Genomic DNA, 15528 nt, shown 5'->3' on the forward strand with positions numbered 1-15528 from the left:
ATTGTTCGAAGCAGCCGCTTCAGGGGCGAGACACGCCGACGGGTAGGATAGAGGCAAATCGGGCGTTAAAAAGGCGGCGACTTTGCTCGCGGAGCGGTCACCGCTTTATTCAAATGTAGAAAAAGGCAATGCCTTTGCACTCTCAAATGTAAAACGCAGCACCATGGAAAACCTCCTCAAAAAGCTCGACCTCACCTCGCTGCGCCTGTTCGTCGCCGTCTGCCAGGAGCAGAACATCGCGCGCGCGGCTGAGCGTGAGTTCATCGCCTCGTCCGCGGTGAGCCGGCGCATTGCTGAAATCGAGGCGCTGATCGGCTTGCCGGTGATTCAGCGCCAGTCGCGCGGCATTACGGTAACGCCGGTCGGCGAGACCGTGCTGCGCTATGCGCAGGCGATCATCGGCAACATCGAACAGATGAGCGCCGAGTTGTCGCGCTTCTCCTCGGGGGCGAAGGGGCGGGTGCGGGTGGTGGCGAATCTCTCGTCGATCGTGCAGTTTTTGCCGGAGGACGTGGCGGCTTTCGGGCGCGCGTTCCCGGAGGTGTCGATCGAACTGGAGGAAGAGAACAGCGCCGACGTGCTGCGTATCGTCGACGAACACGGCGCCGACTTTGGCATCTGCAATCCGGTGGCGGGCAGTGAAGCTTTCGAGCAGGTGCCGTATCGGGAAGACCGATTGGCGGTGCTGGTGCCGGGCGGCCATCGTCTGGCCTCCGCTTCGCGCGTGGCCTTCGACGAGTTGCTCGACGACAGCTTCGTCGGCCTGCGCAGTGAGAGTGCGCTGACCAAACTTCTCGCACAGCAGGCGGCCAGCGCTGGGCGGCAGATCGACGTCAAGATCCGCGTCAGCAGTCTCGACGCACTGTGCCGGATGGTCCATGCCGGTCTCGGCATCGCAATCGTGCCCGAGCAGGTGGGACTGCTCTATGTGAATGCGCTCGACGTGCGCCTGCTGTCCTTGAGCGACGCCTGGGCGGTGCGGCATCTCATCATGATCTTCAAGTCGCGAGATCAGTTAAGCGCCAGCGCGGCGGCACTGGTGGGGTTCCTCGGCAGCAAGCCCTAGCCCGCAGGGCGCCTCGCACCATTCTCCAAACGAGACGTCTGTGTTGCTGGACCGGCACTTCGGCATTGCCTGCGCGCGCCGTATAGTGGGCGCAAGGAGAATGCTCATGAGCGATACGATTCGTCTGGACGGCCGCGTGCTGTACCTGTCACAGGACCCCGCGGTGATCGAGGCGCAACTTGCCGGTGAAAATTTCACGCGCGCCACCGCCGGTGCGCTGCGCGATAACGTCTCCACCGACGAAATCACACCGGTCACCGTCATGCTCACCTATGACGAACGCCTCGGCCAGTATCCGTACGTCGGCTTCAAGGCCGGCGAGCGCATGCCGATCGGCCGCCATGCGGTCAAGAACGGTGGCTTCCAGGTGACGGTGGCGGGCAAGCGCTACGGCAAGGGGTCGTCGCGCGAATCGAGCCCGTTGGCAGAGTTGTCGGCGGGCATTCGCCTGATCGTCGCGGAGAGTTTCGAGCGTATCTATCAGCAGAACTGCGACAACATCGGCATTCTCACGACCACCGATTTCTCCGTGCTCGATCGTCTGATCGCGGGAGAGACGGTGCCGATCGACGAGTTTCTCAAAGGCCGCGACGCGCTCACGCAGCAGATCATTCGCAGCGGTGGCTTGCTTGCGTACAGCAAGTTCGCGAACTGGCCGGCGCCGCGTGTGCGGGAAATGGCAAACCCGGCAAACGCGGCAAGCACCGCAACCGCCCCTGAGCCGAAGACGCTGGTCGAGAAGATCATCGAACGCCATCTTCATCCCGGCATTGAAAGCGCGCAGCGCGGCGACGGCGTGTTCATCGCCGCCGACTGGCGCTTCAGCCACGACTACTTCACCGGCATGTGCGCGCATCTGATGCATCGCGCGTTCGGCAAGCCCGCGCCGCTGCATGCGCCGGATCACATCATCGCGTTCCAGGATCACCTGGTGCTCGCTTCGCAAAGCATTCCGCACGTGCGCGACGGATTGCTGCCGGGCGTTGCCAATCTGATGGAAGGGCACACGTCGTTCTCGCGCGACTATCCGGTGCGCTCGCACGGCGCGCTCGACAACTCGCCGGGTTCGGAAGGCATCTGTCATGCGTTGATGGCCGAGCAGTACGCATTGCCAGGACAGGTTGCATGCGGCACCGACTCGCATACGCCGCATTCCGGCGCGCTCGGCTGCCTTGCATTCGGTGCGGGCGCAACGGAAATCGCCAATAGCTGGGTGACGGGCTACGTGCGTTGCAAGGTGCCCGAGACCTTGCGCATTGAAATCGACGGCACGTTGCGCGACGGCGTCACTGCGAAGGACCTCGTGCTGCACCTCTTGCAGATGGACGTGATCCGCTCGGGCGGCGCGATCGGCCTCGTGTTCGAGTATGGCGGCGCCGCGGTGCGCGCGATGTCGATCGACGAACGCGCCACGCTCACCAACATGGTCGCGGAACTGGGCGGCTTCACGGGCATCGTGGAACCGGACGAACGCACCGTGGCGTTCCTGAAGGAGCGTCGCGGCGTCGATTTCGCCCTTGAAAACTGGATGAAAAGCGATGCGGGCGCCACGTATCGCGACACGATCCGCATCGACGCCACCGCCATCGAACCGATGCTCGCGCGTCCGGGCGATCCGGGCAATGGCGTGCCGGCGCCGCAACTGAAGCAGGACGTCGCAATCGATATCGCGTATGGCGGCTCGTGTACGGCGGGCAAGCGCGAAGACTTCGACTTCTATCACGAGGTATTGCGCTGGGGCGTGGAGCAGGGCATGCATGTGCCCGAGGGCACGCGTCTCTTCCTGCAATTCGGCACCATGGCCGTGCGCGCCTACTGCGAGAACCAGGGCTATTTGCCGGTTTTCGAGCGCGCGGGCGTGACGCTCGTGATGCCGGGCTGCGGTTCGTGCGCGAACTGCGGACCAGGTCAGTCGGCCGATGCGAACGAGGTGACGATCAGCGCGATCAACCGCAATTTCCCCGGCCGCTCGGGGCCGGGCAACGTGTGGCTCGCGAGCCCGTACACCGTTGCGGCGAGCGCGCTGGCCGGAAAAATCACCACCTTCGAACAATTGAAGCACGCGCGCCGCTAGAATGCTGGCCGGACCTTGCGGCCCGGCATCGCGGTGCGTGTGACATACGAAAGTACCCAAGGCCGGCACAAGACCGGCCGCGGCGAGCATCATCGTGCATCGCCTGAATGACCTGCATCACCAGGAGACAAACAATATGGCATCCCTCGATCACGCCGGGTCCGTCGCGCGCAGCGCCGGCGGCGCGGCGTCTTCCGCAAGCGCAACTGCTGCGGCGTCCGCTGCATCCACCACGCTCGACGCCGGCAGCATCTCCGCGCGCCTCGACCGGCTGCCCGCCACGCGTTCCGTGTGGAAGCTGGTGGTGCTGCTGAGCCTCGGCTTCTTCTTCGAACTGTACGACCTTCTGTACTCGGGCTACGTTGCGCCTGGTCTCGTCAAAAGCGGCCTGCTGACCGCAACGACGCACGGCCTGTTCGGCTCGACTGGCGTTGCGAGTTTCATCGCCGCGTTGTTCAGCGGGCTGTTCATCGGCACGATCGCGTGCGGCTTTCTGGCGGATCGCTTCGGCCGCCGCGCCGTGTTCACGTATTCGCTGCTGTGGTACACGGCGGCCAACGTCGTAATGGCGTTTCAGGAAACGGCGACGGGTTTGAACTTCTGGCGCTTCGTGGCGGGCGTCGGTATCGGCGTCGAACTCGTGACGATCGGCACATATATCTCGGAGCTGGTGCCCAAGCAGATTCGTGGCCGCGCTTTCGCATGCGAGCAGGCCGTTGGTTTTACGGCCGTCCCGGTGGTGGCTTTTCTCTCTTATCTATTGGTGCCGCGCACGCTGTTCGGCCTCGACGGCTGGCGCTGGGTGGTGCTGATCGGCGCACACGGTGCGCTGTTTGTCTGGTGGATCCGGCGCGCGTTGCCGGAAAGCCCGCGTTGGCTTGCGCAACAAGGGCGTCTCGCCGAAGCCGATCGCGTGATGAGCGAACTCGAAGCGAAAGTACGCAGCGAATACGGCCGTGAACTGCCGCCGCCGGCGCCGCCCGCGCCGGTCGCGCCGCGCGGCAGCTTCCGCGATATGTGGGTGCCGCCGTACCGCAGCCGCACGCTGATGATGACGATCTTCAATATCTTCCAGACTGTCGGTTTTTACGGCTTTGCGAACTGGGTGCCGACGCTGCTGATCAAGCAGGGCATTACGATCACCACGAGCCTGATGTACTCGAGCGTGATCGCGTTGGCCGCGCCTATCGGTCCGGTGATCGGACTTTTCATCGGAGACCGCTTCGAGCGCAAGACGGTGATCGTGGTAATGGCGGCGGTGAATATCGTGTGCGGTTTGTGGTTCAGCCAGGCGTCTGGTGCGGTGTTGCTGGTGAGCCTTGGTGTGTGTCTGACGCTCGCGGGCAACATCATTTCGTACAGCTACCATGCGTATCAGACCGAGCTTTTTCCGACAAGTATCCGCGCGCGGGCGGTGGGTTTCGTCTATTCGTGGAGCCGCTTCTCGGCGATTTTCACGGCCTTTCTGATCGCTGCCGTGTTGAAGCACTTCGGGACGACTGGTGTGTTTGTGTTCATCGCCGGGGCAATGCTGATTGTGATGCTGGTGATCGGCTTGATGGGGCCGCGGACGAAGGGGCTCGAGCTGGAGAAGATTTCCAGGTAGTCGGGCGTGGGGCACGAATGAGTGCTCCCGACTCATCCAGACGGCCCAGGCAAGAAGAACGGCCGACCCGCTGCTGACAGTCATGAATCCGGCACCGGAATGGTCAACATCCGCCCACCGATATCAAGCGGCTGCTGAAGTCTGCCTGTGTGCAATAAAGTCAATTTCGACGAGCGCGTCACGCGCCAATCCAGTCACGCCGATGCAAGTCCGCGCCGGCAATTTCGCAGGCGGGAAATAGGCAGCATAGACCGCGTTCATCGCCGCGTAATCGCGTTTGAACTCGGTCAGAAAGATCCGCGCGGAGACGACATCTTCGAGCCCAAGCCCGATCCCCTTTAACACGAGAACCAGATTGTCCATCACCCGGGTTGTCTGTGCGGCAACACCTTCGGGAAGCGGGGCGTTGTCATCGTCAGGCGATGTCGGCATCTGGCCAGTGAGAAACACCCAGCCGTGCTGCTCGGTGGCATGAGAAAAGGGACCGACTGGCGTAGGCGCATCCTCAACCATCCAGAATCTCGTCGATAAATCCATCTACCGTAACTCCATGAACAAAGAAAAGCGTCGTACGCGTACGACGCCTGGCAGCGCCATAGCGAACGTCACACAATAATTAATCCGCGAACAAGGCCTTGCGGATAATCGCGTGCATCCCCCAGTTGCCGTCGACAACCTGTGTCACGCCGAAGTCGACCGCAACCGACATCAACGAGATTGCTTCATCTTCGGTGAGACCCTTGGTCGTCATCAGAAAGCGGCGTGTCTTGATGAACGCGTCACGCATCGCCAGGTCTAGCGTCGACTTCTCGTAGACCTTGCTCTGCGCGTGCGTGCCGAATTCAGTCAGATAGTTTGCATGGCTGAAGCCGTGCAGCACCCACTCTTCGGGGGTTTCGACGAGCGGATACGTGAGGTCCGCATACGGTTGACCGGCAAGAGTCGCTCTCTTGTGCAACACCAGTTGGAAGTCGCCGGTCAGCGAGCATTCGATGGCGGTCCCACACAGCTCCGAATCGCCCTGCGACGCGTGCGGATCCCCGACTGACAGCAACGCGCCGGGAACGCCAATCGGCAGATAGACGCTTGCGCCCTGCGCGACGCGCCAGTTGTCCAGGTTGCCGCCGAACGCGGACGGCGGGATCGAATCGATGAGGCCGTCCTGTTGCGGCGCGACCGCGATCAGGCCGAAATGCGGGCGCACGGGAATCTTGACACCCTTCAGGATCCCGTGATTCTCCTCGACCGTCGAATGGTCGACGGGCACGCCCGGATAATCGATCGTTGGATGCACCACACCGAACGGATCGCGCTGCGGCGTCCAGCGGTAGTTGTAGACCGCACGTGCATATGGCGGACCGTCGTGCGGCTGCGGCTCGGCGTCGAGTTCATAAATCGTGACAACTTCGCGCGGTTTAGGCTCGGTCAACAGCTCGCGGTAATGGAAGCCCCACCACGCGGCCGCATTGCTGCCGAACGCGCGCCCGCTGAATTGCGGATTCGCGCAGCGCCGCGGATGTACATCGAGAATCCTGACTTCCAATACGTCGCCCGGTTCGGCGCCGCGCACCGCGATCGGACCAGTGCAGATATGCACCCCGAACCCTTCGCCGGCGCCGCGTCCGTAGATCGATGCATCGATCGGTCCGGCACCGCGCCGGTTCACGTTCTTGCGCTCTGCGGTCCAGTGGAACACGCTTTCGGCGCCTGGGTCACCGGCAACCATGCGCGCCCAGTCGTCCGATGCATGCTGCGTCAGCGTCTCTATCGTCACGGTATCGCCGCTGTCGACTTCGAGCACCGGCTTCAGGTCGTGCGAAAAATAGCCCCAGTGCACCGTGTTTGCCGTCGCACGCAACAGGTGGTGGCGCGGCTTGCCCGGCCGGCGGGCGACGCCCCTTGTGGACTCGGTCCGCGTCTCGACGGTGGGGCTGGCCACGACCGTACCCGCATCGTCGAGCGTTGCTTCCCGCGGCCGCGCTTGCGCGCTGGCCTGCGCCGCGGCTTGCGCATGGAGCAGCAGCGCTTCCGTGTTGAACGGCAGTCCGCGCGAAATGCGCTGCACCAGATGCCGGGCCAGATCCAGGCTCGCTTCGTTACGGAAGGCACGCGGCGAGGTGTGATACTGGTCGCGAAACGCACGGCTGAAATGCGCGGGATCGTTGAAACCCCAACGGAAGCAGATATCCGAGATCGACATCTTTTCGTGTAGCGGATCGACTAGTTCGGCCCTGCAACGTTCGAGGCGGCGCAGCCGCAAATAGGTGGAGAAGCTCTGGCCAGCGGTTTCGAACAGCTTTTGCAGGTAGCGCTGCGAGACGCGCTCTTCTGTGGCGAGAAGCGCGAGACTGATTTTCGGGTCGCTGAGCCGCTCATCGATACTGCGGCAAACGCGCGAGAAGATGGCCGCCTGCGACGATGTCAGCCCGCTGATCGGCGTTTCGCGCTGATGCACTACGAGAATCGCTACCAGGAACTCAATCAGCGCGAGTTCAAGCGGACGCAACTCGTTGGCCGACAACGTGTCCACGCTTTCCGCCAGCGACGCCAGAAAACCGGAAAACACATGTCCGATGCCGGCATCTCCGGCGATCCGCCCGGCACACATCGACGACGGCGCAAGCAGCCGCCCTCTGATCGCCGCACGCGGTATACGCACGACAAAGGCGCGGAAATCCGTGGCGAAAACCAGCGAGCAACCCTCGCGTGACGGCAGATAGACGAGGTCGTTCAACGTCAGGGGCTGGCGTCGGCCGTCGGCGAGCAGCGTCGCCACGCCGTCAAGGTGCAGCATGATCAGCACGCTGTCGCCGCCGGCAGCATTCGGCTCGAGCGTCTGCGCAACGGACGCCAGCAGGCTCAGATCGAAGCCCCCGACCGACCGCTGCGTCTGGATCGTCCCGTGCAACGCTCGTGCCGGAGGTATCGCGCCGCTACGCCATCCCATCCTGTCGAGCGCTTCCCGCCAGGCGCGCAGCCGTTCGACTTCCGGATAGGATTCGGTAGTAAAGCGCAGCAGATCCAAGTGGACTCCAGGGCCGATGCCTGCGGCGCGAGCGCGTCGCAGGGCGCCCGCTACCCTTGGATGGATTCGGGGAGCCGGACGGGTCATCGCAGAAGAGCAATATTCGCGCCATCGCACGTCGACTGCATCGATGATGCCCGGCCGGCCCTGAGCGGCAGCGCGCGCGAGGCCGCCACAGTCGTGCGCGAGACCGCACCAGCAGCGCGCATATGCACCGTACCGATGCATCCGGCACGCCAGCCCTTGTGGGCTCCGCATCGCCTCGCGGCCCACACGGGAACGCTCAGTCCCCCGCGCCGTCGACGAAGACATTCTTGCGAATCGAGCCATGTACGCCCCAGTTGCCGTCGACGACTTGCGTGACGCCGAAATCCGCGGCGACCGACATCAGCGCGATGGCCTCGTCCTCGCTCAGCCTGTGTACGGTCATCAGGAAGCGGCGCAGCTTGCGAAACGCGTCGCGCATCGCCTTGTCGAGGCTGGAGTGCTGCGCCACCTCGATCTGTCCGGCCGGGCCGAGTGCCGCCAGGTAGTTCGGGAAGGTGAAGCCGTACACCGACCATTGGTCGTCGGTTTCCAGCATCGGGTGCGTGAGGCCTTCGAGGATCGTGCCGCCCAGGTCGTTCTTTTTGTGCAGCACGAATTCGAAGTCCCCCGTCAACGAGGTCTCGATCGCGGTACCGCCGAGCTCGCTGTCGCCCTGAGCCGCATGCGGATCGCCGACCGAAAAGAATGCGCCTTCGACGGCGACCGGGTAATACATCCGCGCCCCCTTGCCGACACGCCAGTCGTCGATATTGCCGCCGGTGTAGCTGGGTGGATTGGAGCTGACGTAGTCGGCCTCCGTCGGCGCCAGCCCCATCGTGCCGAAATGCAGCCTGGCCGGCACCTTCACGTTCGACAGGATGTTCTCTCGCTTGCGAACCAGCGAATGATCGACCTTCACGCCCGGATAATCGATCATCGCATGAACGACGCCGTCCGGATCGGTCTGCGGCGTCCACACGTAGTTGTAGACCGCACGTGCGAACGGCTCGCCGGAGGTATCGAGCTCGAAGATCGTCACGACTTCACGCGGCTTCGGCTCCTCGATCAGATCGCGATAGTGGAAGCCCCAGGATGCGGCGACGTTCGAACCGAAACAACGGCCGCGATAACACGCATTGCAGCTCGGCCTCGGCCGTACGTCGAGAATCCGCACTTCGAGCACGTCGCCGGGCTCGGCCCCTTCAATCGCGACCGGCCCGGTCAGCAGATGCACGCCGACACCTTCGCCCGAACCTAGCGTAAAGGGTCCGTCGGTTGGGCCCGCGCCGCGGCGCGGCATGGCCTTGTGCTCCCGGGTCCAGTGAAAGATGCTTTCGGCGCCGGGGTCGCCCGCGACCATGCGTTCGTGATCGTCGTTTGCATGGTGTGTCAGCGTCTCGATCGTGATCCGGTCGCCGGAGCGCACCGTCAACGCCGGCTCGACTTTTTTGCTGAAGTAACCCCAATGAACCGTTTCGGGCGACACGGGGAGAGTATGGTGCTTCATGTTTGTTCGAACCTCGTAAGGCGCCGGGCGCAAAGGGCCGGGCGATGCTGAATGGCGCGTGCCGTCACGACGCGACTTTGAGTCGGTCGTCGGCGCCCATCACGCTCAAGAATCGCGCCGTCAAAGGATGGCGAGGGTGTGTGAGCACTTCGTGCGCAGGCCCCTGTTCGACCACCGCGCCGCCGCTCATGAACACGACGCGATCCGCGACCTGATCGGCGAAGCGTAACTGGTGCGTTGAGATGATCATCGTCAGACCGCCTTCGTTCACGAGCCGCTGGATTACGTCGAGTACTTCGCCGACGAGTTCGGGGTCGAGCGCGGACGTCGGTTCGTCGAGCAGCAGCACGCGAGGATTGGGCGCAAGCGCGCGGGCGATCGCGACGCGCTGCTGTTGGCCACCGGACAGATGGCGCGGCAACGCATCGGCGCGATGACTGAGGCCGACGCGTTCGAGCAGTTCGCGCGCGCGGCGCTCGGCATCGGCGGGCGCCATGCCGTGCACCCAGCGCAACGGCCCCGCGATGTTCTCGCACGCCGTCAGATGACTGAACAGGTTGAAATGCTGGAACACCATGCCGACACCGGCACTCGCACGCTCGTTGGCGATATCGCCCTGGGTCATCTGCTGACCATCGACCCGAAAACCGAGGCGCTTGCCGGCGATGCGGATTTCCCCCGAATCCCACTGCTCCAGGTGATTGATACAGCGCAGCAGCGTGCTTTTGCCCGATCCGCTTGGCCCGAGCAGCGCAATAACCTCGCCGAAGCGGACTGTGAGGTCGAAACCGTCGAGTACCGTCTGCCCGCCGTAACGCTTGCGCAGACCCTTCACCTGCACGGTCGCGCTCTGCTTTTGGAGCGCCGTGTAGCGCTGCGCGCGCTCTGCGTGAAGGTCATCCGCGTTGGGCATGGGCGACGGCGTCGGTCCGAACGGCGCATCGACGGGTAACGTCGGGGCCGCGCCGGTCGAGTTCGCCGCAATCCCGGCGCGGCGCCACGGCAGCAGCCGTGCGAAGCGCCCGGACGGGCTACGATCGAGATCGAGCGCGGTTTCGGCGAACAACTGGATCGCGGCGATCACGCCTGTCAGCACGAGATACATCAGCCCGGACGCGAAGAAGATCGAAAAGAAATCGAACGTCGACGACGCGAGCTGGGTGCTGCGCAAGGTCAGTTCGTCGACCGCGATCACGGAGGCCAGCGACGAGTTTTTCAACGCGCTGACCGACTCGTTCCCGAGCGCCGGGATCATCGTGCGGATGGCCTGCGGCGCGATCACACGGCGCAGCAGCACGGTCGGCGTCATGCCGAGCGCCTGCCCCGCGAGCAGTTGCCCGCGGTCGATGCCGAGCACGCCAGCGCGCAGGATCTCCGCGATGAACGGCCCCTCGTTCGCCGCGAGCGCGAGACCCGCTGCGCCCATCGCGCTCAACTTCAGCCCGATGTGCGGCAGCGCGTCGTACGCGAACACGAGTTGCAGAATCAGCGGCGTGCCGCGAAAAATCACTGTGTAGCCGCGCGCGATCGCGGCGAGCGGCCCCACCTTGCTCAGTTGCATGCTCGCGAGCACCAGTCCCACGATCAGACCGCCCGCGAGCCCGAGGGCCGTGACTGCGATCGTAAAACCGATGCCGCTCAGCAGATACGGCAGACCGAGATAGTGCAGAAACAGATTCATCAGTTCGAGGCAATCAGCTTGGGGGTTTCGAGGTTTTCAACACCGAGCGACCACTTCTTCAGCAAGTCAGTCTGGATGCCGGCCTTCTGGATCGCGACAAGCGCTGCCATCACGGCTGCGCGCATTGCCGGATTAGTTTTCGGAACGCCGATACCGATCGAATACGGCAGTGTCACTGCACTAGCCTTTTCGAGTTGGTTCGGATACGCCTTGACCGCCTGGTCCACCGTGTTCACATCGTTGATGTACGTGTCGGCGCGGCCCGAGAGAATCGCCTGGATCGCGTTCGCGTTGTTGTCATACAGCTGCACGGCCGCTTCCGACTTGTTCGCCGCCTTGCAGGCCGGCGCAAGATTCTGGATCAGCGGCACTTCAACGTAGCCGGTGTTCTCTGCGGCAGTCGTGCCGCACATTGTCGGGTTGATGCCGCTGATCTTCTTCGGATTTCCCTTCGCGACGAGCACGCCGTCGAACACTTTCGAATAGGTGATGAAGTCCGCCGCCTTCGCGCGCTCTTCGGTCGCATAGATGTCGGAGATTACGATGTCGGCCTGGCCGCTTTGCAGCGTGGTCAGCAGCGCCGCGAACGAGACAGGCTTGTACGCCATCTTGAAGCCAAGACAGTTGCCGATCGCTTCGCCGAGGTCGATGTCGAAGCCGATGTATTTACTCGGGTCGTTCGGGTCCAGCGCTTCATAGCCCGGCGTGTGTGGGTTGATCGCGTTGATTAGTGTCTTGCCCTTGAATTGCGGGTATTTCGCCTGCAGCGCCGCGCATTCGGCAGGCGCCGGCGCGGCAGCCTGTGCGTGACTCGAGATCAGCAGCGCCAGCAGACTGACGGCGCCAAGAACCAGCTCGCGCCAGCGGCGGGCAAGAGCGCCTGCGCGCAGCACTCCATGCCCGTGATCGACAAGATTGATATACATCCCGGAACTCCCTGAGCGGCAGATGGCAATGGCCCACACCATGTACGCCTTGTTGCATCGCACCAGCGCAAGGGTAGATAGACGAAATTCCGCATACTTGTTCCAGCGCGCACAAATGTTTGCACAGAGGCGAAGGAGGTTGGCATACAGCGAACCGCAATCGAGCGTCACACGAAAGATCGATCAGTAGATCTTCCGCGCGACCGAAATGCCATTTCGCCGCCGACGCTCCGGAGGAGGCGACAACACTGACTATCCAGGACTTCGAGGGGGGCGTGCGAGCTGGCGCCGAGCTCGTCAAGCGTCCGGCGCTGCGATGGATGAGAACACGCAATCGGTGCAGCGCGTGACCAACGTCATGGACGAAACCGCCGCAGCGTCCCTCGAGCAGGGCAAGGGCAGCTAACTGAGCAGAACGGACCTTCGAGAGTCCGGCCGAGATAGGCAGTCGAGTCGCTCTCAGATTTCACTGGTGCGTAGCTACTACCTGTCGAGAGACCTCTGACCTCCGCACACACGAACCCTTCCGTTAAACCGAGGGCGCGGCGGAAAGTCAGTTGTCGTCTGATCGGACTGGCGGGCGCTCATGCGGTACCGGCTCGTCTTTATCTGCGTCCCGTGCAGATGACTCGGCCTGCGGCGCCGCGGCAGGAAGCGGCTTGTCTCGCGGCGAAGGTGGCTCGGCGGATTTTGTGGCGGGGTCTGACGGCATCGCGTTCTCCCGGTGACTGGGAAAAATCCCCACCACTACACTAGCACTGAACATCCACGGTGGCTTGCGCGCGGAACTGCTTGAGCGCGGGCCGCGCATGGGCGGCGGATGCTACGATGGCTGGAAATTGCCGCAGAGGTCTCAATGCAAAGCCCCGCTCTGTTCCACGTGCTTCTCGACCACCTCGAAGCGAACGGCACCCAGCCTATCGATATTCAGCGGTTTATCGATCGGTGGCACCGACTTCGATCGCACGAAGCGTTTCCATGCCCAGTCTGCTACCTCGCCGGCGAGGAGCAGCCGCTCGCAGCATTGCCGGCGCAAGGTAACTTCGAGCCATTCAAATGCCCAGGTTGTCGGACGCGGTTCGACGTACCAATCGACGGGTAACGCCACGTTTTCCGAAATGAAGGGAACAGGGCAAAACGCCGGTTTCCACGAGCGCATCGGCATGAGACCAAGATCGTGCTACTCCCGTAAAACGCATAATCAAAGGGAACCCCTAGCAGACTTAACGAACTTCACCGGATGCCGCGTCAAGCGATGCCAACAGGCGAAACAGGCAGCGCCGACGGCAAAATCGTCTAAAATTAATCTGGTCCGATCCTGATTTGAACAAGGGGAAGATAATGATTCGATTGATTGCATGGATGCTGATTGCTGGTACCGTAGTTCTCGGCGGCTGCAACACGATGGCGGGCGCAGGCCAGGACATTTCGAAGGGAGGCCAGGCGATCAAGAATGAGGCACAGGAATCCAAGTAAGGGAACCAACTGAGCGAGTGCGCCAACGAAGTCAAGACCCGAAGTCAGGAGCCGAACTCAACAAACTCATTCGCTCCCAATCATCGCAGCAGACGAAGCGGCGACATACGTTGCGGATGCCGGTGCCGTTGTCACAGCGGAAGTCAGCTATGGTCTTGAAGTCCGGCGCAAGACGGCCGGTGAGCCACATCAATTCAACATTGCGTTGGCATTCGCGTTCCAGGCGGCGGCTCGACTGAACCCGGTTCAGATAGCCGTAGATGTAGATCTTCAGCAGCACGGCCGGATGCTTCTCCGAATGTCCCAACCTCGCAAAAAGAGCGGCCGCTCACCTATAAGGACTTCCCCTTTTTAGCAAGCTCGGTTTTCATTCATCCATCGATTGGACTCCGAAGTTGTCAGGGACCCAGCCAGCATTGAGCGGCGAGACAGACTGCACACCTATAAACGGCCTTCTATGAGCAGGAAGTTGTCAAGGCCTTTCACGACCTGACTCACGAATCATCGACCAGGTCCTTCGGGCGGGTCCAGTTCGGAAGCGCCGTAGCGGGGGGCAAGGGCGGCTGCCTGTTCCCGGGACCGCCGTCAACCATTGCTGCGATCCATTGTGGTCTGAAGCCGATGGTCGCGCCCGTGAGACTCCAGTGTCTCACCGCCTTCTATCCGCCGGCACCAGGCCAGCCTCATCCAGTATGCGCGTTACGCCGGAATCACCTACCGGGAACACGCCCCATCTTGAGAATCGGTTGCATTAGCAACCCGGCCGTTTAGCGGGCATGTTCACTCCAGACCGTATGTGCTGCATAGTTGCCTAACCTACCGTTACCTTCTGCCTGCCAAACCTTTGGGGGGCCTTACGCCGACTTCAACTGCGCTCCTTCAGGGATCATCCCGTCCTTCAGATAGCGCCACAGCGCTATCGCGAGGCGCCGCGCTACCGCGACGATGGCGATGCGCCGCGCCCGCCGATTCGGTCCCGTGCCCTGCGTGCGCCGGTTGAACCACTGTGTCAGCGCACTGCCGGGCTGGTAGCGCAGCCAGCACCACGCCATCTCGACCAGCAGTGACCTAACGCGCCGGTTGCCCTGCTTGCTGATGCCCTGATCGGTGTGGCTCTCGCCGCTGTCGTAGGGTTGCGGGACGAGGCCGGTGCACGAACCGACCTGACGCCGGTTGTCGAACTCCCTCCAGAACAGCTCGAGCGCGAGGCGCGACGCACCCACTTCGCCAATCCCCTTCAGGCGCGCCAGGTCATCGCTTCGCTGGCGCGCGGGTGCCGGCACACTCGCCTGTCGCGTCTTCTCCAGCGCCGCGAGTTGCTGCCTGACCAGCGCCAGCCGTTCACACTCGCGTAGCAGCCGCTCGCGCAATTCGGGCGGCAGCGGCGTGCCGTCGTGGCACCTCACCTCGTCACGAGCGAGCCGGTCGGCGAAGTGTTTGTGATCGACCTCATCCCAGCAACCCAGTGTGACCAGCAGTTTGCGCATCCGGTCGCGATGCTGCAGCACCTCCTTCTGCAACTGGCCGCGATCGCGCATCAGCTGGCGCGACGCCTCGTCCTGCGGCGACGGCACGTGAACCACGTGCATGCGGTCGCGCTCGCCGCGCAGCCATGCGCGCAGGTTGATTACCAGCTTGATCGCATCAAGCCGGTCGGTCTTCGCGCGCCGCTTGTGACGTTCAACCGGAATGCTCGCCGGATCGACCACATAACACTCGATGGCGTGCGCATGCAGCGCGCGACAGATCCAGAACCCGTCCTGGCCGGCTTCGTAGCTCACGACGACCCGCACGCCCGCGGGCAGCGACCACTTGTCCTTGTACCGGCCGATCAAATCCAGCACGGCCTGCAGGCGGGCGGCGGCTTGCGGTTGCGCCACCGTGTGTACGGCCGGCTGCTCGCGCCGGCCATCGTGCAGCGCGACCTTCCACTTTGCCGCGGCGAGCTCGAGTGAGACCGCCAGCACCACCTCTTCACCACCCGTCGTGAACGTCTGATCGGTGCGCATGATGCTCTCTCCTTTGAACAGGACTCGACACGTTGATTTTACGTATCAGTTCGTCGACCCCTCCTGTACATAGGATCTTGTTGGGCGCTGTCGTTGCCGCGCCCGGGCCCGGATAGTAACCGCGCAGCGGG

Annotated in this window: 11 protein-coding genes and 1 pseudogene; 4 read left to right on the plus strand and 8 right to left on the minus strand. The window is 63.0% G+C overall.

Annotated features, from left to right (window positions below):
* Positions 1-163 precede the first annotated feature (163 nt).
* The 3 genes from M0D64_RS22880 to M0D64_RS22890 all read left to right on the plus strand — a co-directional run bounded on the left by M0D64_RS22880 (position 164) and on the right by M0D64_RS22890 (position 4746).
* Entirely contained in the window at positions 164-1066 is a 903-nt protein-coding gene (locus M0D64_RS22880; protein ID WP_266239645.1) for a LysR family transcriptional regulator, read from the plus strand.
* Positions 1067-1172: 106 nt separating this feature from the next.
* Entirely contained in the window at positions 1173-3140 is a 1968-nt protein-coding gene (locus M0D64_RS22885; protein WP_266259351.1) for an aconitase family protein, read from the plus strand.
* A 136-nt stretch (positions 3141-3276) separates the two neighbouring features.
* The gene (locus tag M0D64_RS22890) at positions 3277-4746 is read left to right on the plus strand and encodes an MFS transporter (protein WP_266259352.1); all 1470 of its coding nucleotides are present in this window, start codon (positions 3277-3279) and stop codon (positions 4744-4746) included.
* 123 nt (positions 4747-4869) lie between these two features.
* On the opposite strand, the gene M0D64_RS22895 is transcribed toward M0D64_RS22890, so the two are convergent.
* The 6 genes from M0D64_RS22895 to M0D64_RS22920 form a co-directional block, all read right to left on the minus strand.
* Positions 4870-5283: a RidA family protein gene (locus tag M0D64_RS22895; protein WP_266239642.1), complete on the minus strand. Its 414-nt coding sequence runs from the start codon at positions 5281-5283 to the stop codon at positions 4870-4872.
* Positions 5284-5362: 79 nt separating this feature from the next.
* A complete protein-coding gene (locus tag M0D64_RS22900) occupies positions 5363-7771 on the minus strand; it encodes an acetamidase/formamidase family protein (protein WP_266259354.1) in 2409 nt (802 codons plus the stop codon).
* Positions 7772-8054: 283 nt separating this feature from the next.
* Entirely contained in the window at positions 8055-9305 is a 1251-nt protein-coding gene (locus M0D64_RS22905; RefSeq protein ID WP_171929281.1) for an acetamidase/formamidase family protein, read from the minus strand.
* Positions 9306-9369: 64 nt separating this feature from the next.
* The gene (locus M0D64_RS22910; protein WP_266239640.1) at positions 9370-10986 is read right to left on the minus strand and encodes an amino acid ABC transporter permease/ATP-binding protein; all 1617 of its coding nucleotides are present in this window, start codon (positions 10984-10986) and stop codon (positions 9370-9372) included.
* Complete coding sequence (locus M0D64_RS22915; RefSeq protein ID WP_154566168.1) at positions 10986-11912, minus strand: ABC transporter substrate-binding protein; 927 nt, start codon at positions 11910-11912, stop codon at positions 10986-10988. Before M0D64_RS22915 ends, M0D64_RS22910 begins: the two co-directional genes overlap by 1 nt.
* An 853-nt stretch (positions 11913-12765) precedes the next feature.
* Positions 12766-13077: a hypothetical protein gene (locus M0D64_RS22920; protein ID WP_154566169.1), complete on the minus strand. Its 312-nt coding sequence runs from the start codon at positions 13075-13077 to the stop codon at positions 12766-12768.
* 176 nt (positions 13078-13253) lie between these two features.
* On the opposite strand from M0D64_RS22920, the gene M0D64_RS22925 reads away from it, so the two are divergent.
* Complete coding sequence (locus M0D64_RS22925; RefSeq protein WP_154566170.1) at positions 13254-13388, plus strand: entericidin A/B family lipoprotein; 135 nt, start codon at positions 13254-13256, stop codon at positions 13386-13388.
* Between the two features lie 91 nt (positions 13389-13479).
* Here M0D64_RS22925 and M0D64_RS22930 read toward each other — a convergent pair.
* Together M0D64_RS22930 and M0D64_RS22935 are read right to left on the minus strand one after the other, a co-directional pair.
* Positions 13480-13695: pseudogene (locus tag M0D64_RS22930) on the minus strand (transposase); the annotation flags it as partial.
* Between the two features lie 547 nt (positions 13696-14242).
* On the minus strand, positions 14243-15397 hold the full coding sequence (locus M0D64_RS22935) for an IS110 family transposase (protein WP_201124249.1): 1155 nt from the start codon (positions 15395-15397) through the stop codon (positions 14243-14245).
* Positions 15398-15528: the final 131 nt, after the last annotated feature.

It is taken from the genome of Paraburkholderia sp. WS6, assembly GCF_030464835.1.
Taxonomy (GTDB): Bacteria; Pseudomonadota; Gammaproteobacteria; order Burkholderiales; family Burkholderiaceae; genus Paraburkholderia; species Paraburkholderia madseniana.

Bases quoted from the DNA above. Each gene is read 5' to 3' on its own strand.
- M0D64_RS22880 (WP_266239645.1), top strand. From the start codon at position 164: ATGGAAAACCTCCTCAAAAAGCTCGACCTCACCTCGCTGCGCCTGTTC.
- M0D64_RS22885 (WP_266259351.1), top strand. From the start codon at position 1,173: ATGAGCGATACGATTCGTCTGGACGGCCGCGTGCTGTACCTGTCACAG.
- M0D64_RS22890 (WP_266259352.1), top strand. From the start codon at position 3,277: ATGGCATCCCTCGATCACGCCGGGTCCGTCGCGCGCAGCGCCGGCGGC.
- M0D64_RS22895 (WP_266239642.1), bottom strand. From the start codon at position 5,283: ATGGATTTATCGACGAGATTCTGGATGGTTGAGGATGCGCCTACGCCA.
- M0D64_RS22905 (WP_171929281.1), bottom strand. From the start codon at position 9,305: ATGAAGCACCATACTCTCCCCGTGTCGCCCGAAACGGTTCATTGGGGT.
- M0D64_RS22910 (WP_266239640.1), bottom strand. From the start codon at position 10,986: ATGAATCTGTTTCTGCACTATCTCGGTCTGCCGTATCTGCTGAGCGGC.
- M0D64_RS22915 (WP_154566168.1), bottom strand. From the start codon at position 11,912: ATGTATATCAATCTTGTCGATCACGGGCATGGAGTGCTGCGCGCAGGC.
- M0D64_RS22920 (WP_154566169.1), bottom strand. From the start codon at position 13,077: ATGCCGATGCGCTCGTGGAAACCGGCGTTTTGCCCTGTTCCCTTCATT.
- M0D64_RS22925 (WP_154566170.1), top strand. From the start codon at position 13,254: ATGATTCGATTGATTGCATGGATGCTGATTGCTGGTACCGTAGTTCTC.
- M0D64_RS22935 (WP_201124249.1), bottom strand. From the start codon at position 15,397: ATGCGCACCGATCAGACGTTCACGACGGGTGGTGAAGAGGTGGTGCTG.